The organism is Weizmannia sp. WK01, assembly GCF_025905465.1.
Lineage (GTDB): Bacteria > Bacillota > Bacilli > Bacillales > Bacillaceae_C > Weizmannia > Weizmannia faecalis.
Genome location: NZ_CP109616.1, coordinates 1466693 through 1486794, shown reverse-complemented (window position 1 = coordinate 1486794; position 20102 = coordinate 1466693). Strand labels below are relative to the sequence as shown.

Here is a 20102-nt window from a genome sequence, read left to right as displayed (position 1 = left end):
AACATCACCCGGTTTTCAGGCTTTAGTGATAAAAAGTCTGGGTTGAAATTTCATCTGCCTGCTTTTCTTCCTGTATTTTCAGTTTCATCAGAAAACGGCCATAATCTTTGTCTTTCAGTTTTTCGTATTTTTTGACTTCTATATTTTTCTCCTGCAGTTTCTGCTGATGCCAGTTCATCCGGTTTCGTGCATTCATGACGAGGCTCTGATAATAATGGATTGATTTTTCAATATCATCAATAAACCGCCGGTAATGCCGGATTTCCTGGACGGAAAGGCCCGCTTTCATTTTTTCAGCCTGGTGGGCTTCCAGGTCTTCTTTCTTTTTCAAAAGCGCGTACAGCTCCCGGGCCACATTTTCAAATGCCTGTACCGCATTTTTGTATGCACTGAGCGCCTCGTCTTTTTCCTTTTCTTTGACATCAAGGATTTTCTCGAATTTATAATGATAATTCATGCCCACTCACCCGTTTCCGCAAGTCCGATTAAAGCCCGGATACTGCTTTCCATACTATAGGTTTCGTCGGTGCTTTGTTTGATAAAAGAAACGATTTTCGGATAGCGTTCGATCGCTTCATCAATTTCTTTTGATGCGCCCGGTTTATAAGCGCCGATATTGATCAGGTCCTCTGAATTCAAATAAGTGCTTAACTGTTCGCGAATCTTTTCTGCGGCTTTTTTGTGTGCAGGACTGGCAAGTTGGCTCATCAGTCGGCTAACGCTTTTTAAAATATTGATAGCCGGGTATTGCCCTTTATTTGCCAAATCCCTGTCCAGAACAAAATGCCCGTCTAAAATGCCGCGCACCGTATCGGCAATCGGTTCATTCAAATCATCCCCGTCGACAAGCACGGTGTAGATCCCGGTAATCGTGCCGGACTCATTTGTTCCGGTCCTTTCCAAAAGTTTCGGCAAAATCGCGAAAACGGACGGGGTATATCCTTTTGTAGCCGGCGGTTCCCCCGTTGCCAGTCCGACTTCACGCTGGGCCATCGCGACCCGGGTAACCGAGTCCATCATAAACATGACATTTAGCCCCTGGTCCCTGAAATATTCCGCTATCGCTGTTGCTGTATAGGCGCCTTTAATCCGCATCAATGCCGGCTGGTCGCTTGTTGCCACGACAACAATGGACTTTTTTAAACCTTCAGGGCCGAGATCTTGTTCAATAAATTCCCTTACTTCCCTGCCCCGCTCCCCGATTAGGGCGATCACATTCAGATCGGCATTTGTGTTGCGTGCAATCATGCCGAGCAGGGTGCTTTTGCCGACGCCGCTTCCAGCAAATATGCCGATCCGCTGGCCTTTTCCAACCGTCAGCAGACTGTCGATCGCGCGGACGCCAAGCTCAATCGGTTCCCTGATCGGCGGGCGCTTGAGCGGGTTGGGGGGCGTCCGGTCGATCGGAATCGGTTTTAGGCCGGCGGGAAGCGGGGAATGGTCGAGCGGCACGCCCAAAGGATCAATGACTTTCCCCAACAGCCGTGGGCCTGCTTTCACCCGCATCGGTTTCCCTGTTGCTTCCACAAGGCTGCCGGGAGAAATTTCTTGGATGTTCGTATAAGGCATTAAAATAACATTCCCGTCACGGAACCCGACAACTTCGGCAATGATTTTTTTCGTATTTTTTTTGTTATCCACATGAATATAACAGACGTCACCGATGGAGCTTTCCGGCCCGAGTGATTCGATCATTAAGCCGATCACTCTTTTTACTTTTCCGTAATGTTTAAACGTCCCAATTTCGGGTATATAGTCTAAGAGATCGGTTGCTTTCATTCCGCATCCTCCCCGATCAGTTCCAAAAGCTTTGCCTTAAGTTCAGACAGCTGGCTGTCAATGCTTGCATCAATCCTGCCGCTGCCGCTTTCAATATAGACCTGGTACGGTTCAAGCGAATCATCCGGGTAGACATAGCATTTTGTATCGTTCGGGAAGAGGGCATCCAGTTCTTCCTTGTTGTCCATGACGAAGGCGTACTGCCCCGGATGGATATGGAGATCGACTTCTTTATACCCAGTCGCTTCTTTTAATACGTTTTTTACGATGGCAAACATTTTTTCGGGGGATGTTTCAAGTGTGTCTTGCAAAATTTTCCCCGCTGCTTTCATCGCAATTTCCAAAATATCTTTTTCCGATGCTTCTAAATGTTTTTTGAACGCCTCTTTGGAACGGTTGACGATGTCAATGGACTCGTTTAAATGGTCGCGGATGCTTTCAAACCCTTCCTTGCGGCCATCTGCATAACCGGCTTCAAACCCTTGGCGCTGTGCTTGTTCGGTGAGCTTTGCTTTTTCCTGCTCCCACTGTTTTTTCTCTTCGGCAATTTGCCGGCGTACTGCTTCTGCTTCTTTTTGACTGTCTAAAAGCAGGCGCTCTGCCTCGGTTTGATATTTTGCGAAAATATCCTCTTTCACAGCGGTTGCATCTCCCGTTTCTTCGGGCAAAGCCGGGAGCCGGCGCACGCTGATTACGCGCATTTTGGAAACAACACCTGCATCTTGCTTTGTTTTAATAACTCAACTTTCGCAGACTGAAACAGGTAGGTATACCTTGATATAATTCGGCAGACCCGCAATCCATTGTTGTAGTTGACTTTTGATCAGTTGTTGAATTTTCTTATTACTTTTATCCAGAGTATCTTCAAGAATCTCGACTAACTGCTGCAATGCAACAGCCCAATCAAGGTCATCTATTTCATCACATAATTCATAAAACATGCCACCTAATGTTCTGTCATCTACACTGCAACGGTTTTGCCATGACAAGACAATATACCTTGCAAACACAATGGTCGTGTGGCTGATAAGCGCGTCATATGAACGACTCTGGAATTCCTTTTGTAGTTTTAATAGGGACTTTGTTGTTTTGAAGAAAACCTCAATATCCCAACGCATCCCGTAAATACGGATGATTTCCTGGTCACTCAGTGTACAGTCTGTACTCAAAATCGCCAACCAGTCGCTTTTCTTGTTGCGGTTGCGAACAAAGACAACTTTAATTGGCACGCCATTGGCCTGCGTTGTATGGATGGAACGCAAGATTCCTTTCTTTCCACTAGTCGGTTTAGCTAGACGATACAATTCATCTAGGCTAACACGCTTACCATCGACAAAATAGCGTTGTTTTAATTTTTTGACCATACCAATTACGTCAAGACCTTGTTCTGTAATCTCCTTGATGAGAGGTTGTTGGGTGAACCACGAATCCATTAGAACATAGGAAGCATCGATACCAGAATTCATCGCCCGGGCAATCATGCCAGGAATCTGTTCTGGTGCCGTTTGTAATGCTTCTTTTCGGCGCTTATAACCGGAGCTGCGTTTATCGATATTTTCGGATATGCCGTTGATCTGGCTCTTTTTCGAACTCAATAATGAGAAGTCAACGGGTAGGAATGTTGCGCCATCAGACCATCCTAATGTCAACATGCGGAATCCTTTGTAAAAACGCATTTTTTGAGATGCATGATCAAAGCAGCGAGCCAGAAGCTCAACGTGTTTGCTTCGGTTCCGGTCATAAGATGAATCATCTAAAATCAATACTTTCGGACGGTCATGACGTGTCAATTTCGAAACTTTTCCAATCACTGAGGCAACCAGTGAAAGGAGGAAACGACGCCAGTTGAACGTTGATTGGTTGAGAAACCGATAAACGGTATCTTTGGCTGGAATGTCTGTAGCTTTCTTACTTTCCAACATCCTGAACCAGTTTTTGTTTTCAAAGATCATACAAAAAATCAATTGAAAAATGTAGGCACAAGAAAAACCAAAGGACTTCGTAATACCGGCGATTCGCAAGTGTTTCAACATATTCAACTCTTTAAATGTTGATTTTATTTCATTTGGTAGTTGATTATTCAGGCTGTTTTTCGCTATCATAGTAGGAGACACCTCTTCTATTTGGTAGTGATTTTCGATAAATCAACTATACCAAAAGTAGAGGTGTTTTTTCATATATTAATTTTACTGTCAAGTGCTGTATCTGAGACGTAATAGACATTAGCCAGCACTGAATTTATTATGATTTTCTAGGTGCGAAAGTTGAGTTAATAATATTAGACAATGATGTCGTCGCCTCCGTTCCTTGCGATAATGATTTCGCCGCTGTCTTCCAGCCTGCGGATAATGGACACAATTCTCGACTGGGCTTCTTCGACTTCACGCAGCCGCACCGGGCCCATATATTCCATTTCTTCTTTCATGGAATCGGCCATCCGTTGCGACATATTGCGGAAAATAATTTCTTTTACTTCGTCGCTTGAGACTTTCAGTGCAAGAAGCAGGTCTTCATTTTCGCATTCGCGGATGACGCGCTGAATGGAACGATTGTCAAGGGTGACGATATCTTCAAATACAAACATTCGTTTTTTGATTTCTTCGGCAAGTTCGGGATCTTTCTGTTCCAGCGAGTCAAGGATCGTTTTCTCTGTCGTACGATCGACCCCGTTCAACACTTCGACAACGGATTCCACCCCGCCTGTCTGCGTATAATCCTGTGTCACCGTCGCGGACAGCTTTCTTTCCAAAATGGCTTCCACTTCGCTGATAATTTCAGGGGATGTGCCTTCCATTAAGGCAATTCTTCTGGCAATGTCCCCCTGCATTTCAGGCGGAAGCTCGGAAAGAATCTGCCCGGCTTTTTCCGGATCCAGGTAGGACAGAATCAAGGCGATCGTCTGCGGGTGTTCATCCTGGATAAAATTCAGAATCTGGGCCGCATCTGCTTTTCTAGCAAAATCAAACGGGCGCACCTGCAGCGATGAAGTGAGCCGGTTGATGATGGATGCCGCCTGTTCCGGGCCGAGTGCTTTTTCGAGAATCATTTTGGCATAACCGATTCCGCCCTGGGTAATATAGTCCTGTGCCAAAGCAATATGGTGAAATTCGGTCAGCACTTTTTCCTTCGTTTCATTGTCGACTTTTCTGACGCCTGAGATTTCCAGCGTCAGCTTTTCGATTTCTTCTTCTGTTAAATGTTTGTAGACGGATGCCGATACGTCCGGGCCGAGAGAAATCAAGAGAATGGCTGCTTTTTCTTTGCCGGATAACGTTTTTTCTTTACTTGCCATCTTGTTTCCCTCCTATTCTTCGGAAAGCCATGACCGCAATAGTTTCGCAAACTCATCCGGTTTTTCCTTTGCCATTTTTTCAAGCTGTTTCCGCCTTGCTGAAGCGTCGGTTTCCTGTTCCTCATTTACGTCCGGAATGCGGGGCGGTGCCGGTTTTTCCGGCGTTTCTTCCGCCATCTCTTCTTCAGCCTCCGAAGCGGCCCGCCTTCTGTTGCGGATCATGAAGAAGATGAGCCCGGCTATCACGAGAAGCAAACCTCCGCCAATCGCGTATACCCACCACGGAATCGAAGCTTTTTTCGCCTTCTCCGGCGCATTGGCTGCAAATGGCTGGACGGAAACTGCGATTTTATCGGCAACCGTTTGATTGGTCAGCCTTGTGCCGCTTGACTTGTCAATCGACGTTCTGACAATCGTAGAAAGCATCGATTTAATATCTTTTAACCGGGAAGCGGGCAAGGAAGACCGTTTTGTTCTGACCGGCGGCTCGACCATGACTTCTATGCCGAGATCGCGGATTTTGTACGGGCTCTCTGTAATTTTCCGTTTAATCCGGTTTACTTCGTAGTTGATCGTGTCACTTGTTTTGGAATACGTCCCGTTCCCGTTCGACCCGGATACATACGAAGAGCCGACAGAATCTGTACTGCCAGATGGCGTTCCGGCTGCTGCGCCTGTACCCTGGTATGTTTCCTGGATTTTTTTGGCGCTGATTTCAATGCCTTTCATATTCGTCTTATCAACCGGTTCAACGAGATCTTCCTCGCGTTTTTCCTGCGTAAAATCGATATCCGCTGTAACGGTGACAACCGCTTTTCCTGCACCCATCAGTGTGGAAAGCATCGTTTGCACCTGCTGCTGAATATCCCGTTCAATTTGTTTTTTGATCGCCTGCTGCTGTGTATAAGCATTTCCGGAAGAATTTGAAGAATTTAAGTCATAGTACTCAAAATTCTGGTTCATAATGACGATATTATCGGTAGGAAGATTCGGAACGCTTTTTGAAACAAGATTGTAAACGGCTTTTATCTGGTTTTGGTCCAATTCATAACCGGGTTTTAACGTCAGGACAACCGATGCGGAAGCTTTTGCCTGGCTGTCGGCTACGAAGACGCTTTGGTTCGGAAGATTGATCATCACCTTTGCTTTTTCGACGCCGTCCATCTGTTCAATCAGATTTTCCAGTTCCGTCTGCATCGCATCGAGCTTTACGACGTTAAATTCATTGTCTGTCATCCCGAATTTTGCATTCTGGCTGAAAAAAGAATAGTCGATGCTGCCGGTCTTTGGCAGCCCTTTTGCAGCCAATGTGACTTTCAAATCGTCCACCTGGTCTTCAGGCACTTCGATCGTTTTGCCACCATCCGTGATTTTGGACGGTACGCCTTCCTGGTCCAGTTCGTCCTTGATGGATCCTGTTTCGGAGACATCCAGCCCGCTGTAGAGCGGCGCGTATTTTGTTTTTGTCATAAAATAAGTGATTCCGGCAGCAAGTACCAGCATAAGGGCAACGGCGGATATGCCGATTGTTTTCTGCTTCTTGCTCCTGCTTTTCCAAAACCCCTTCAGGTTTTGAAAAGATTGTTTTAACTTTTCATTCATCATTATCCCCCGGGATAAAAAATTCACGGTGTTTCATCAATAGAACAGTCGGACAGCAAACGTTCCGGCATCCTTTTCGCCTTTAGGGCAGACGGAAAGGATCCGGGCGTTACGGCCGGGAAACGGCTTTTATGTACGCCGGATCAGAACGTTACACTTGCATCTGCATCATTTCTTTATAGCCTTCGACTGCTTTATTTCGGACTTCGAGCGCCGTCTGCATTGAAAGGTTTGCTTTTTGTACGGCGACCATTACCTGGTACAGGTCCACATTTTCGCCGTTCGATAGTTTTGTAATCAAGGTGTCGGAATGGTTCTGCTGTTTGTTCAGTTCATTGACAGACTGCTTCAGCAGGTCCGAAAATGAAACGGAGCCGTTAGCGGACGAAGCGGCGCCTGCTGATTTTGGCGACAGCCCGCTCAAACTTGCGAACGGCGTCTGACTGATTGATTGAACAGACACATCATTCCCCTCCTTTCATATGCGGAATTTTCTCTGTTATTGGCCGAGTTCGAGCGTCTTCATCAGCATCGCTTTGGAAGCATTCAGCGCCGTGACATTGGCTTCATACGAGCGGGTGGCGCTGATCATACCGGTCATTTCCGTTAAAAGATCCACATTTGGTTTTGTCACATATCCGTTTGCATCCGCATCAGGATCATCCGGATTGTATTCTTTTTTAAAATCGCTGTTATCTTCGACAATGCCGGCCACCTGGACGCCGGACCCAGCACCCTGCATTCCGAGTTTCGAACGAAATATGGAGGCAAAAGAACCGCCTCCTGCAGCAAGTACCACTTCTTTCCGGCGGTATGGCTGCCATTTCCCATTTACATACGTATCTCTTGTTGTATCAGCGTTCGCAATATTGGAAGAGATGACATCCATCCGCAGGCGCTGTGCCGATAAGGCTTCAGAAGAAATGTTCATTCCGGTGAACATGGACATCTTACTGTCCTCCTCTCACAACATTTAATAAGGATGAGAGCTTTCCCTTTTCGAGCTCAATCAGTGACTCGTAATAAATCTGGTTGCTGGCAAGGTTCGCCATTTCGGTATCGATGTCAACACTGTTGCCATTGCTGTTGTAAGTGGTGCCGGATTCCGTCACGATTTCTGAACTTGAATCCCCGGCAGAAAAACGGAAGTGCCGGGGGTCGGTCCGGGTCGCTGAAATGGCATTGACCGAATCCTCCAGCACATTTTTAAAACTGACATCCTGCGCCTTATAATTCGGTGTATCCGCATTGGCAATATTGTTTGAAATCACTTTCTGTCGGAGCGAAGCATACTGCAATGCATGCTCAAGCGACCGCAACGTATTGGAAGAGAGACTCATCAATGGACACCTCATTACATAAACTTGACATTTTTTTCTTTTATACGACAAATTGTTTGCTATTTTTTATTTTAATTATTTCATAACGGGCTGTAAATGAACATATTCTTAAATCACAAAAAAATTTTTTTGATAGTAGGACTTTTGGATTAATCCCTTACTCCCACACCGCGAAAAAGATGCCGAAAAATTTTTCAAGCACCTTAATACACCTAGGATTACAAAAATTTACAATTACTAGGAAACACTATTGGAAGGTCGGATTTCCTTAAATTTTATCAGTATCTATATATTGGTATTTATGTGTTTTTATGGTAAATTAAATACCAATAAAAAAAAGGATACGAATCGTATCCTTTTTTGGCGCAAATTGCCGTAAAGCTTATCCGTTAGTTAGAACGGACTTTTTCCAGTTCAACGAGGAATTTGTTATTCAATACTTTAATATAGGTCCCTTTCATGCCAAGGGAACGGGATTCAATGACCCCTGCGCTCTCCAGTTTACGCAGCGCATTCACGATGACAGAGCGGGTAATGCCAACGCGGTCCGCAATTTTGGACGCGACAAGCAGGCCTTCCTTCCCGTTTAATTCTTCAAAAATATGCTCAATGGCTTCCAGCTCGCTGTAGGACAAAGAACTGATGGCCATTTGCACGACCGCTTTGCTGCGCGCTTCTTCTTCAATTTCTTCTGTTTTTTCGCGGAGGATTTCCATGCCGACAACCGTCGCACTGTATTCTGCCAAAACAAGATCTTCGTCATCGAATTCCCGCTCAAGACGAGCCAGAATCAACGTACCGATTCTTTCCCCGCCGCCGACGATCGGAACAATCGTTGTCAGGCCTTTTTCAAACAGGTCTTTGTTTTCAATCGGAAATGCCGTGTACTCACTTTCAATCGTCAAATTGGATGAGGTTTCCGTAATGTTAAACAGGCTGTTCGTGTATTCTTCCGGAAACTGGCGGTCTTCAAACATTTGTTTCATCCGCTCGTTTTCAATTTTCTGGTTGATGGCGAGACCGAGTAATTTCCCGCGGCGGCTGACGATGTAAATATTGGCCTCAATCACATCGCTCAGCGTTTCCGCCATTTCTTTAAAATTCACCGGACGTCCGGCTGCTTTTTGCAACATCGAATTAATTTTCCTTGTTTTATCTAACAAACTCATTTCCATTCCTCCTAGATTGATTCGGTATTTGAACTGCATTGAATTGCCGGGACCTGCCGCAAAAGAGAGAAAGCCTTCATTACACGTCTACCCTTATCCGATTTTTCAAAACGGTTATAAAATATACTGGCTTAAATCTTTGTTCTGTGAAATCGCACCGAGCTTTTCGTCCACATACTGCGGGGTGATGGACACTTTTTCCAAATGGATGTCCGGTGCTTCGAAAGACAGATCTTCAAGCAGTTTTTCCATGATGGTATGAAGTCTTCTCGCCCCGATATTATCGGTATTTTGGTTCACTTCAAAAGCAATTTCAGCAATTCTGGTAATAGCTTCGTCAGAAAATTCTATTTGTATACCTTCTGTTTCCAATAATGCAATATATTGTTTTACCAGGGCATTATCCGGCTCGACAAGAATTTTGACAAAATCGCTGACGGTCAGTTTCTCAAGCTCCACTCTGATCGGGAATCGTCCCTGCAGTTCGGGGATCAGATCGGACGGTTTTGCCATATGAAAAGCGCCGGCAGCAATAAACAAAATATAATCCGTTTTAATGGAGCCGTATTTTGTGACAACCGTCGATCCTTCGACAATCGGCAGAATATCCCGCTGGACGCCTTCCCTCGATACGTCCGCTTGGGACCCGTTCCCGTTTTTGGAGGCAATTTTGTCAATTTCGTCAATGAAGATAATGCCGGTTTGTTCTGCCCGGAAAATGGCTTCCTGGGTCACTTCGTCCATGTCGATCAGTTTCTGTGCCTCATCCTGTGCAAGCACTTTTCTTGCTTCCCTGACCGGCAATTTCCGCCGTTTTGTTTTTTTCGGTAGCAGATTGCCAAGCGCGTCCTGCACACTCATGCCCATTTGTTCCATGCCGGAACCCTGGAACAAATCAAACATGGACGAAGCCTGCTCTTCCACTTCCACGGTAACCGGTTCATCTTCCAGTTCACCGTTTAAGAGCTTTTCCCGTATACGCTGTTTCTGTTCCCTTTTGGAGTATTCTTCCTCCTCTTCATCCGGTGCCGTGTCCTGCTGCCCGCCGCCGCCAAAAATCATTTCAAACGGGTTTTTGAAATTCCCTTGCTTCTTCCGCGACGGGACAAGCAAATCGACGAGGCGTTCATTTGCATTTTTCTCCGCCTGATCGCGCACGCCGTTCATTTTTTCCTCTTTTACAAGCCGGACAGCCGTCTCGACAAGGTCGCGTACCATCGACTCCACATCCCGGCCGACATATCCGACTTCCGTAAACTTCGTGGCTTCTACTTTGACGAACGGGGCACCGACAAGCCGTGCCATTCTTCTTGCGATTTCCGTCTTTCCGACACCGGTCGGCCCGATCATCAAAATGTTTTTCGGAATAATTTCTTCCCGCATTTTTTCAGACAGTAGGCTTCTTCTGTAACGGTTCCTGAGCGCCACGGCAACAGCCCGCTTTGCTTCTTTCTGGCCGACAATATACTGGTCCAGGCGCTCAACAATCTGCCTTGGTGTCAAACTGTTTGTTTTTCTAAACGTGTTGGCCAATCCGCTCACTCCTTTATGGAAATATACCGGTACCGGAACCTTTCCGCTTATAGTTCTTCCACGATAATGTTTGAATTTGTAAATACACAAATTTCAGATGCGATTTCAAGGGAAGCCCGCGCAATTTCTTTTGCGGTGAAGTTCTCTGCCGCATGCCGTTTCAGTGCACGGCCGGCAGCGAGCGCGTAATTGCCGCCCGAGCCGATAGCGAGGATGCCGTCATCCGGTTCAATGACTTCCCCCGTTCCCGAGACAAGCAGCAAATTGTTTTCATCCATGACAATCAGCATCGCTTCGAGCTTTCGGAGCACTTTATCGCTTCTCCACATTTTGGCCAGTTCCACTGCTGCCCGCGTCAGGTTGCCGTTATATTCCTGCAGTTTTCCTTCAAACATTTCGGAAAGCGTAAAAGCATCCGCAACCGAGCCGGCAAAACCGGCCAGCACTTTTCCGTTAAACAGCCGGCGGACTTTTTTGGCCGTATTTTTCATCACGACAGAGTTTCCGAGCGTCACCTGCCCATCCCCAGCCATTGCACTTTTTCCGTTATGGCGGATGGCAAATATTGTGGTTGCGTGAAAATCACCCATATCAGCACCTCCTATGTAATCAAAGCGAACCGCCTTGCATTGCTATGCTCTCGGGTGGTAAGCCATATAAGTTTGCCGCAAATGCTCCTTGGTTACATGTGTGTAGACTTGCGTGGAAGACAAGCTTTCATGCCCAAGAAGGTCCTGTACTGTGCGCAAATCAGCCCCATGGTTCAGCAAATGGGTTGCAAATGTATGCCGCAACATGTGGGGATGAATTTTTCCGGTCAGTGCCGCTTTTTTGATCATTTCATTTAAAATATAGCGGACACCTTTATCGGTCAATGCGCCGCCGCGTGCATTTACAAATAAATAGGGATGGTCTTCTTTACCGCGCATCAACGTTTTCCGTGCATGCGCCATATAATCCGAAACGGCTTCCCCTGCAAAATGGCCGAACAGCACGATCCGTTCTTTTTTTCCTTTCCCTTTTACATGGATCGTCTCGAATTCAAAATCAATATCCTGCAACCGAATATTGACGCATTCGCTCACGCGGATGCCGGTCGCATACAGGATTTCGAGCAAAGCACGGTTGCGCCGGGACAGTGCATCATCGCCTTCACATGCCGCAAACAGTTGCTCCATTTCTTCCTCATAAAAAAATTTGGGCAGGCGCTTATGTTGTTTCGGCTGTGATAAAAGTGCAAAGGGATTTTCTTTGACGATTCTCTCCCGCATCAGGAATTTGAAAAAACTGCGAATGCTGGATATTTTCCGTGCTACCGTGGCGCGGCTGTATCCGTGTTCATGCAACATTGTCAAATACAGTCTCCCTGCCGGATACCCCACCTCGTCCAGCGAGGCAATCCCCTGTGCGGTTAAAAACGCAAAAAAATCCTCCAGGTCCAGGCGATAAAATTTGATTGTGTATGCGGAATAGTTTTTCTCCACTTGCATGTATTCCATAAAAGAAAGCAAATAGCCGGACAGTTCGCCGTTCATCTGTTTAACACCTCACATGTGCGGGGAAACGGGCCTGCTTTACGCCACTCTTCACGTTGATAGACAACAATAGGCTTTCCGGGGTTATTGCCATTTTTTTCAGCCGGTAAAACGGCCCGGACAAACCCGCCAGCCGGGCTTTTTGCGCCGGTCCGGGTATCCGTAAGCCCCGGCTTGCGCCAACCGAAACCCCGTCTCCCGCCGGCTCATATGCTTCGAAGCCAAGGGACGGCATTCGGAAATCCGGTTAAATCATAACACATTTCCGGATCGGATTGCAACGAATGTTACATATTTTTCATAAATTTTCGAATTGTCCTTTTGACTGGCGCTTCCTGCCGTGAAAAGCCGGGAATGCCGTTTATTGAAAAGCTTTTGGCCGCTGCCCGCCAACGATTCGGGAATTCTGTCGTTTTTTGTCGCAACTGTCCTTTAAGCATTTTACAACAGCTGCTCCAAGAAGTAAAAGAATAAGATGCATTTTCTCGTAAAAATGTAAATATTCATTTTGATCAACCGGAACTTTGCCGCCCGCTCCACGCAAGGCCGCCAAAGTTCCGGCAAGGTCGATCATTACTTCACCGACTGCTCTTTATAGTCACAGTGCACACATTGGATCTGCGTCCCTTTTTTCAGCTTTTTCTCAACGAGCATGTCGCCGCACTTCGGGCACTTCCTGCCAACCGGCTTATCCCAAGAGACAAAATCACATTCCGGATAACGGTCGCACCCGTAAAAAATGCGGTTTTTCTTTGTTTTCCGCTCAATGATTTCACCTTTACCACATTTCGGGCAAGTGACGCCGATTTTTTTGACGATTGGCTTCGTATTGCGGCAATCAGGAAAATTGCTGCAAGCCATAAACTTGCCATAACGCCCCATTTTATACACCATCGGACTTCCGCACAGCTCGCACATTTCCCCGGTTTCTTCATCTTTGATCTCGATTTTTTCCATTTCGGTTTCCGCTTTTTTCAGGCGGACTTCAAAATTTTGATAAAACGCATCAATGATTTGGACCCATGGTACTTTTCCTTCTTCAATTTCGTCCAGGTCTTTTTCCATATCAGCGGTGAATTCGACATCTATGATTTCCGGGAAAAATTCCCGAATCAATTCGAGCACGATTTCGCCGAGCTCTGTCGGGACAAACCGCTTATTCTCAAGCGCCACATAGCCGCGCTTTTGGATTGTATCCAATGTCGGCGCATAGGTGGACGGCCGCCCAATTCCAAGTTCTTCCAGCGTTTTGACAAGCCGGGCTTCGGTATAGCGTGGCGGCGGCTGGGTGAAATGCTGTTTCGGTTCGATCGACTCAGATTGGACAACATCCCCTTCTTCGAGATGCGGCAAATAACGTTCGCCTTCTTCCTGCTGGTCGTCGGAACCTTCCACATACACTTTCATAAAACCCGGAAACTGGATTTTTGACCCGGACGCCCGGAACAAAACCGTGCCGTTTGCCAGCGTGGCACTCATCGTATCCAGTATCGCAGGGGCCATCTGGCTTGCCATAAAGCGTTCCCAAATCAATTTGTACAGCTTATACTGGTCTCTGCTTAGAAAGGACTTGACCGAACCCGGATCCCGGAAAATGCTTGTTGGCCGGATCCCTTCGTGTGCATCCTGGGCATTTGTCTGTTTTTTCTCTTTTCTTTCTTCCTGGCGCAAATAGTTTTCCCCGAATTTTTCCCGAATATATTGATTGGCTTCTGTTTTTGCGACTTCCGAAATCCGGGTCGAGTCTGTTCTCATATACGTGATCAGCCCGATAGTCCCTTCTTTTCCAAGGTCGATGCCTTCATACAGCTGCTGGGCCACCATCATTGTTTTCTTTGCCCTGAAGTTCAGCTTCCGGGCGGCTTCTTGTTGCAAGGAAGAAGTCGTAAACGGCGGTTCCGGATTCCGTTTCTTCTCTTTGTGCATGACGGAAGAAACCTGGAACTTGTCGCTTTTCAGCATGCCGGTAATTTTTTTCACATCCGCTTCTGACTTCAGCTGCATTTTTTTCCCGTCCACACCGTAAAAAGATGCCTGGAACGTGTCTTTCCCTTTTTTAAAGGACCCGGCAATCGTCCAGTACTCTTCCGGCACAAACGATTTAATTTCATTTTCCCGGTCGATGATAAGGCGGACGGCAACGGACTGTACCCTACCCGCACTCAAACCTTTTTTCACTTTCTTCCATAAAAGCGGGCTAATGTTATAACCGACGAGACGATCCAAAATCCGTCTTGCCTGCTGGGCATCGACAAGGTCCATATTGATCGGGCGCGGATGTTTAAATGATTCTTTAATCGCGTCCTTTGTAATTTCATTAAACACGACGCGGCAGTCCGAATGCACATCCAGATTCAAGCTGTTGGCGAGATGCCAGGCAATTGCTTCCCCTTCGCGGTCAGGGTCGGCGGCAAGATAGACTTTTTTTGCTTTTTTGGCCGCGTTTTTCAAATCTTTTAAGACCGGCCCCTTGCCCCTGATTGTAATGTACTTCGGCTTAAAATGGTCGTCCACATCCACCCCCATTTGGCTTTTCGGCAAGTCGCGCACATGCCCCATGGAAGCTTTCACTCTATATTTTTTTCCCAAATATTTTTCAATCGTTTTCGCTTTTGCAGGTGATTCTACAATCACTAAGTAGTCTGACATTCAAAAATCCTCCCTGGAGAGCTTATACCCTCTCTTTGCAGCAACTTTGCTTTCATTTTTCAAACAAAATCATTTGTAATTATGGGCATGGATGCCCGCATTTGTCAATTGTAACAGCACGAATGATGAAAAATCAACATCGCAAGCGGTTTCATTTTGAAAATTTTATCTTTTCTTTCTCTATTTTATAACCATTTTATCCAAAAATCATGCGTTTTTTCACAAAATCGGAAAATCACTGCCCATTTATGAATTTTCTCTAACTATTTTTTACCTTGTCGGAAGCAGTTCTTCCAAAATGTCTCCGCTGCATGTTACCAATTTTGCGCCCTGCTGGATAAGATGGTTTGTTCCTTTCGACAGGCTGTCCAGCACGTTTCCCGGCACGCTGAAAACTTCCCGGCCTTCCTGGAGGGCGTAATCTGCCGTGATCAGGGAGCCGCTCCGTTTTTCCGCCTGAAGCACGAGCACACCTTCAGAAATGCCGCTGATGATCCGGTTGCGTTCCGGAAAACGCCATTTTTCCGGGCGCGTAAACGGCGGATATTCCGACAGCAGTAAATGGCCCTGTTTTATTTTTTCCGCCATTTGTATATTTTCCCGCGGATAAATATGAAAAAACCCACTTCCGAGCACCGCAATCGTCTTCCCCCCGTATTTCATGGCGGCACGGTGGGCAATCGAATCCGCCCCTCTCGCCAGCCCGCTGACAATGGCAAACTGTTTTTCGATCAGGGGTGGCAGCAAATGATCGGCGACTTTTTCTGCATAGGAACCGGCCTTTCTTGACCCGACAACGGCCAGCGCACGGTTTTTCAGCAATGATACATTTCCGATTGAATAGAGTACGGCAGGAGGCTGGTACGTTTCTTTCAGAAGCGGCGGATATTCCGGTTCAAAACGGGCTGTCATTCGGATCTGTTTTTTCTGGTAGAGGGTTAAATAGGGTTTGATGTCAAGATGAAGAAGATCTTCATAAAAGCGTTCAAATGTTTCCTTTTGCATATGAAGCATGGCGCGCAGTGTTTCAGGGGGAATCCGGCAGATTTTTTCAAGCAGCGGATCAAATTCGAGGATTTTCATTTTTTGCACGCGGGAAATTCCCCTGCAATGATCCAAATGAATGTATTTGATTTTTAATGGTTCCATTGTTTGCCTCGCTTTCAAACCGTATTTCATTGAAAAAGAAAAACATTTAGGACCCGGCTGCACGCTTAAAAATGGCAGCCGGATCCAGGCAGTTTTACCGGACTGTCCCGGAAAATGCGGGTTCCGGGACGGCCGGTGCCGCCGCTTAAAGGTTTTTACATTTCTCGTAAAGGCCTCTTTCCTTCAGTACACGAACGAGCGTTTCCCCAATGACAGCCGGCGTTTCGGCTACTTGGATGCCGCATTCGTTCATCGTGCGGATCTTTTCCGCTGCGGTTCCTTTGCCGCCTGAAATGATGGCGCCGGCGTGGCCCATCCGTTTTCCAGGAGGCGCGGTGACACCGCCGATAAATCCGACAACCGGTTTCTTCATGTTTGCCTGCACCCATTTGGCGGCTTCTTCTTCCGCCGTCCCGCCGATTTCACCGATCATAATGACCGCTTCCGTTTCCGGATCATTGTTAAATTCTTTTAATACATCAATAAAATTGGTGCCGTTCACAGGGTCGCCGCCGATGCCGATCGCCCCTGTCTGACCGATGCCGGCGCGCGTCAGCTGATGGACGGCTTCATAAGTCAGCGTACCGGAACGGGAAACAACGCCGACATGGCCTTTTTTATGAATATAACCCGGCATAATGCCGATTTTGCATTCGTCTGGCGTGATGATGCCCGGGCAGTTCGGCCCGATCAGGCGCGTTTTCTTTCCTTCCATATAACGTTTCACTTTGACCATATCCAATACCGGGATATGCTCCGTAATACAGATGACAAGATCGAGTTCTGCATCGACCGCTTCCATAATCGCATCTGCCGCAAACGGAGCCGGCACATAGATAACTGAAACGGTTGCGCCCGTTTTTTCAACGGCTTCTTTCACCGTATTAAAGACCGGCACGCCTTCTACTTCAGTCCCGCCTTTGCCAGGGCTTGTGCCGCCGACAATTTTCGTCCCGTATTCCAAGCATTGTTTTGTATGGAAAAGCGCCGTTTTCCCGGTAATCCCCTGGACAATGACTTTCGTGTCTTTATTTACATAAATGCTCACTTTTTTCCCCTGCCTTCTTCATTCAAGAATATTTGTTCGCATTTTGTCTGAATGAACAGCTGCTGTCAGCTGACCAGTTCGACAATTTTTTGCGCGCCGTCTGCCATCGATTCAGCGGCAACAATTTTCAGCCCAGATTCGTTTAAAATTTTCTTCCCAAGTTCCACATTGGTCCCTTCAAGACGGACAACGAGCGGGATGTCGAGTCCGACTTGTTTTGTGGCTGCAACGACGCCGGAAGCAATGACATCGCACTTCATAATGCCGCCGAAAATGTTGACAAAAATGCCTTTGACTTTTTCATCCGATAAAATGATTTTAAACGCTTCCGTTACTTTTTCTTCCGTTGCGCCACCCCCGACATCAAGGAAGTTGGCCGGATCGCCGCCGTAATATTTAATAATGTCCATTGTCGCCATCGCAAGGCCGGCGCCGTTTACCATGCAGCCGATATTGCCGTCAAGGGCGACATAGCTCAAATCGTATTTCGACGCTTCAATTTCTTTCGGATCTTCTTCTTCGAGATCGCGGTACGCCAGAACATCCTGCTGGCGGAACAAGCCGTTCGAATCAAAATTCAATTTGGCATCGAGCGCCATTACTTTTCCGTCGCCGGTTACAACAAGCGGATTGATTTCCGCGATCGAGCAGTCTTTTTCCACAAATACTTGATAAAGGCCTGTCATAAATTTAACGGCCTGATTTACAAGTTTAGCAGGAATATTGATGTTGAACGCAATGCGGCGCGCCTGGAATGGCAAGAGCCCGACTGCCGGGTCAATGGTTTCTTTAAAAATCTTTTCCGGTGTTTTCGCCGCCACTTCTTCAATTTCCGTGCCGCCTTCTTCAGAAGCCATCAGCACAACCCGGCTTGTGGCACGGTCCAAAACAAGGCCGACATAGTATTCTTTTTGAATGTCGCACCCTTCTTCGATCAAGAGGCGCTTCACTTCTTTTCCTTCAGGGCCTGTCTGATGCGTCACAAGCGTTTTGCCAAGCAGTTCCTGTGCGTATGTACGAACCTCATCCAAATTTTTTGCCACTTTGACGCCGCCTGCTTTTCCGCGGCCGCCGGCATGAATTTGCGCTTTTACCACACATACTTGTGTACCGAGCGATTTCGCTGCTTCCACCGCTTCATCCACGGTGAAGGCCACTTTCCCGTTCGGCACAGCGACCCCGTATTTTCTCAGGATCTCTTTGCCCTGATACTCGTGAATATTCATGTTCCATCCTCCTATCAAACTGTTCAAAAAATTAACTGCGCTTTCATTTTAATAAACATCGGAAAAGATGTCTACCATAATGAACTAAAATGGCTATTATTATTCAAGAATATTTTTTTCGGTATAAAATGGACGTGATTTTACTGGTCGTTGGCCTATTGTCACCGCAGCCTTTATGCAAATGGGTGCCCAGGCTTAATGGTCAGCTTTCGTTCATTTTTTATCCTTGTTTTTTAGCGACTGGTCGAGGCGGTAAATCATGGCAAACACCTCGGCCACAGCTGCATACAGTTCTTCCGGGATCGCTTCGTTGATGTCAAGCCGGCCGAGCAGTGCGGCAAGATCCGGGTCCTGCTGGATCGGAACATTCGCTTTTTTTGCTTCTTCAATAATCCGCCTGGCCACATCCCCTTTACCTTTTGCCTTCACGACAGGGGCGGAATGCGCATCCGGGCTGTACTGGAGCGCGACCGCTTCTTTTATGTCCTTTTGTGGATCCTTCATATCCTAAGATCAACCCCTTTCCCGGAAACCTCCGGCCGGCTGAGCGTGGCACGCACAGCATCCGGCTGGAATTCCCCGAACCGAACGTCAGACAATGTGTAACCGGTTTTGGAAAGGCCTTCCTTTAAAGCCGGCAAAAAAGGCTTCACGGCTTCCTGAAGACCCTTTTTCAAACTGGAAATGCGGATGGAAACGATCCGGTTTTGCACATTCATCTCGACCAATGTTTCTTTCATAAACTGAAGATTCAAGTAAAAAATGATTTTACAATAATTACTGTCTATTTTTCCGCCATTTTTCCGCCTGCCTGACCATTGTACAACGGCATTCGTTTGAAAGTGCGCGAATGAAAGCGGAATTTCCATCCAAATGTGCTGCACTACCCCGCCGGAAAGCGCGAGCAGCTGCTGGCCGTTCAGTTTCTGTACGATTTCGTCTGCTGCATCCCGGGCAGCTTTTGTTCCCCCGCCTTTTTGCAGCAAATCAACAAGCAGCGCTTTTAAAGTCAGCCCGTCCTTGTCCGCGGCTTTGTCCTCATGCAAAAGCCCCGCCTCATAAAAAAGTCCCATTTTTTGAATCTTCTCTTTGATTTGCCGGCGTAACGCCTCTCCTGTCACCTGCTCGCTGCCTGTCCCAAGCTCCCCGATAAGTGCAAGCAATTGCCTCGTTTCCGGCGTCTGTTCCCCCTGCTTGAGCGCCTGCTGCAACCGGTTTAAAAGCTGATCCGCCGGTATGTTTTGACCTGCGGCAAGGAGCGAAGTGAACACGCCCTCTGACACAGGAAAGCCTTCTTGGAGCATAAAGGCAGCCGTTTCCAGCCCGTTTGCCAGATCCGGTACATGCTTCAGCCATGCGCCGATCGCAGCAATGTCATTTTTCGTAAACGGAATTTCCTGTTCAGCCAAGTACGAAACAAGGGACTGGAACGTTTTTCCTGGCGGCAGTTGCATTTGCGGGAGCAAAGCTTTCCCGGCCATGCCGTTTGCATCGGCTTCCGAAAGCATTTTCAACTGCACTTCACCGTCGGCCAAAACCGTTTGAAACCAGTAGTTTTTTCCGGCTTCAAGCGGCACTTCGAGTTTCGCGGCAAATGTACGCCCGCCTGCCTGGACAAGTGCGGTGTCATTTGGAAACAGTTTTTGGATGGCACCGGAAAAAATCTGCCCCGTTTGAAATGCAAACGTGCGGATATTTGAGCCGGCATCAATAGAAAATGGCTGTTTGCCTAAAAAAATTTGCATGCTATTCCCCCGCCCTGTTTCTTTCTTCTTGCTTA

At 47.0% G+C, this 20102-nt stretch carries 20 protein-coding genes; all 20 read right to left on the bottom strand.

Annotated features, from left to right (window positions below; all coding sequences use genetic code 11):
- Nucleotides 1-22 precede the first annotated feature (22 nt).
- The 20 genes from fliJ to OF158_RS06760 all read right to left on the bottom strand — a co-directional run bounded on the left by fliJ (nt 23) and on the right by OF158_RS06760 (nt 20067).
- Entirely contained in the window at nt 23-457 is a 435-nt protein-coding gene (gene fliJ / locus OF158_RS06855) for a flagellar export protein FliJ (RefSeq protein ID WP_013859091.1), read from the bottom strand.
- Nucleotides 454-1779: a flagellar protein export ATPase FliI gene (gene fliI / locus OF158_RS06850; RefSeq protein ID WP_014095452.1), complete on the bottom strand. Its 1326-nt coding sequence runs from the start codon at nt 1777-1779 to the stop codon at nt 454-456. Before fliI ends, fliJ begins: the two co-directional genes overlap by 4 nt.
- Complete coding sequence (gene fliH, locus OF158_RS06845; RefSeq protein ID WP_225620985.1) at nt 1776-2516, bottom strand: flagellar assembly protein FliH; 741 nt, start codon at nt 2514-2516, stop codon at nt 1776-1778. Before fliH ends, fliI begins: the two co-directional genes overlap by 4 nt.
- Nucleotides 2517-2519: 3 nt before the next feature.
- Nucleotides 2520-3881, bottom strand: coding sequence for an IS4 family transposase (locus OF158_RS06840; protein ID WP_043052472.1), 1362 nt, complete (start codon nt 3879-3881; stop codon nt 2520-2522).
- A gap of 176 nt (nt 3882-4057) precedes the next feature.
- Nucleotides 4058-5071 (bottom strand): flagellar motor switch protein FliG, encoded by a 1014-nt coding sequence (gene fliG, locus OF158_RS06835; RefSeq protein WP_013859088.1) that lies wholly within the window; start codon nt 5069-5071, stop codon nt 4058-4060.
- 12 nt (nt 5072-5083) lie between these two features.
- A complete protein-coding gene (fliF, locus tag OF158_RS06830) occupies nt 5084-6673 on the bottom strand; it encodes a flagellar basal-body MS-ring/collar protein FliF (RefSeq protein ID WP_014095455.1) in 1590 nt (529 codons plus the stop codon).
- Between the two features lie 151 nt (nt 6674-6824).
- Nucleotides 6825-7136 (bottom strand): flagellar hook-basal body complex protein FliE, encoded by a 312-nt coding sequence (fliE, locus tag OF158_RS06825; RefSeq protein ID WP_017551517.1) that lies wholly within the window; start codon nt 7134-7136, stop codon nt 6825-6827.
- Nucleotides 7137-7172: 36 nt separating this feature from the next.
- A complete protein-coding gene (gene flgC, locus OF158_RS06820) occupies nt 7173-7622 on the bottom strand; it encodes a flagellar basal body rod protein FlgC (RefSeq protein ID WP_013859084.1) in 450 nt (149 codons plus the stop codon).
- Between the two features lies 1 nt (nt 7623).
- Nucleotides 7624-8013, bottom strand: coding sequence for a flagellar basal body rod protein FlgB (gene flgB, locus OF158_RS06815; RefSeq protein ID WP_014095457.1), 390 nt, complete (start codon nt 8011-8013; stop codon nt 7624-7626).
- 389 nt (nt 8014-8402) lie between these two features.
- Nucleotides 8403-9182 carry a GTP-sensing pleiotropic transcriptional regulator CodY gene (gene codY / locus OF158_RS06810; protein WP_014095458.1) on the bottom strand — a complete coding sequence of 260 codons (780 nt, stop codon included), beginning with the start codon at nt 9180-9182 and terminating at the stop codon, nt 8403-8405.
- Nucleotides 9183-9296: 114 nt separating this feature from the next.
- Nucleotides 9297-10715, bottom strand: coding sequence for an ATP-dependent protease ATPase subunit HslU (hslU, locus tag OF158_RS06805; protein ID WP_014095459.1), 1419 nt, complete (start codon nt 10713-10715; stop codon nt 9297-9299).
- Nucleotides 10716-10762: 47 nt separating this feature from the next.
- Complete coding sequence (hslV, locus tag OF158_RS06800; RefSeq protein WP_014095460.1) at nt 10763-11305, bottom strand: ATP-dependent protease subunit HslV; 543 nt, start codon at nt 11303-11305, stop codon at nt 10763-10765.
- 42 nt (nt 11306-11347) lie between these two features.
- Complete coding sequence (gene xerC, locus OF158_RS06795; protein ID WP_014095461.1) at nt 11348-12250, bottom strand: tyrosine recombinase XerC; 903 nt, start codon at nt 12248-12250, stop codon at nt 11348-11350.
- Between the two features lie 361 nt (nt 12251-12611).
- Nucleotides 12612-12824 (bottom strand): hypothetical protein, encoded by a 213-nt coding sequence (locus OF158_RS06790; RefSeq protein WP_014095463.1) that lies wholly within the window; start codon nt 12822-12824, stop codon nt 12612-12614.
- Entirely contained in the window at nt 12824-14899 is a 2076-nt protein-coding gene (gene topA / locus OF158_RS06785; RefSeq protein ID WP_035181783.1) for a type I DNA topoisomerase, read from the bottom strand. Before topA ends, OF158_RS06790 begins: the two co-directional genes overlap by 1 nt.
- A 270-nt stretch (nt 14900-15169) precedes the next feature.
- Nucleotides 15170-16048, bottom strand: coding sequence for a DNA-processing protein DprA (gene dprA / locus OF158_RS06780; protein WP_014095466.1), 879 nt, complete (start codon nt 16046-16048; stop codon nt 15170-15172).
- Nucleotides 16049-16193: 145 nt separating this feature from the next.
- The gene (gene sucD, locus OF158_RS06775) at nt 16194-17096 is read right to left on the bottom strand and encodes a succinate--CoA ligase subunit alpha (RefSeq protein ID WP_014095467.1); all 903 of its coding nucleotides are present in this window, start codon (nt 17094-17096) and stop codon (nt 16194-16196) included.
- A 65-nt stretch (nt 17097-17161) separates the two neighbouring features.
- Entirely contained in the window at nt 17162-18322 is a 1161-nt protein-coding gene (sucC, locus tag OF158_RS06770) for an ADP-forming succinate--CoA ligase subunit beta (RefSeq protein WP_014095468.1), read from the bottom strand.
- 213 nt (nt 18323-18535) lie between these two features.
- Nucleotides 18536-18826 (bottom strand): EscU/YscU/HrcU family type III secretion system export apparatus switch protein, encoded by a 291-nt coding sequence (locus OF158_RS06765; protein WP_014095469.1) that lies wholly within the window; start codon nt 18824-18826, stop codon nt 18536-18538.
- Complete coding sequence (locus OF158_RS06760; protein ID WP_035181785.1) at nt 18823-20067, bottom strand: hypothetical protein; 1245 nt, start codon at nt 20065-20067, stop codon at nt 18823-18825. Before OF158_RS06760 ends, OF158_RS06765 begins: the two co-directional genes overlap by 4 nt.
- Between the last annotated feature and the right edge of the window lie 35 nt (nt 20068-20102).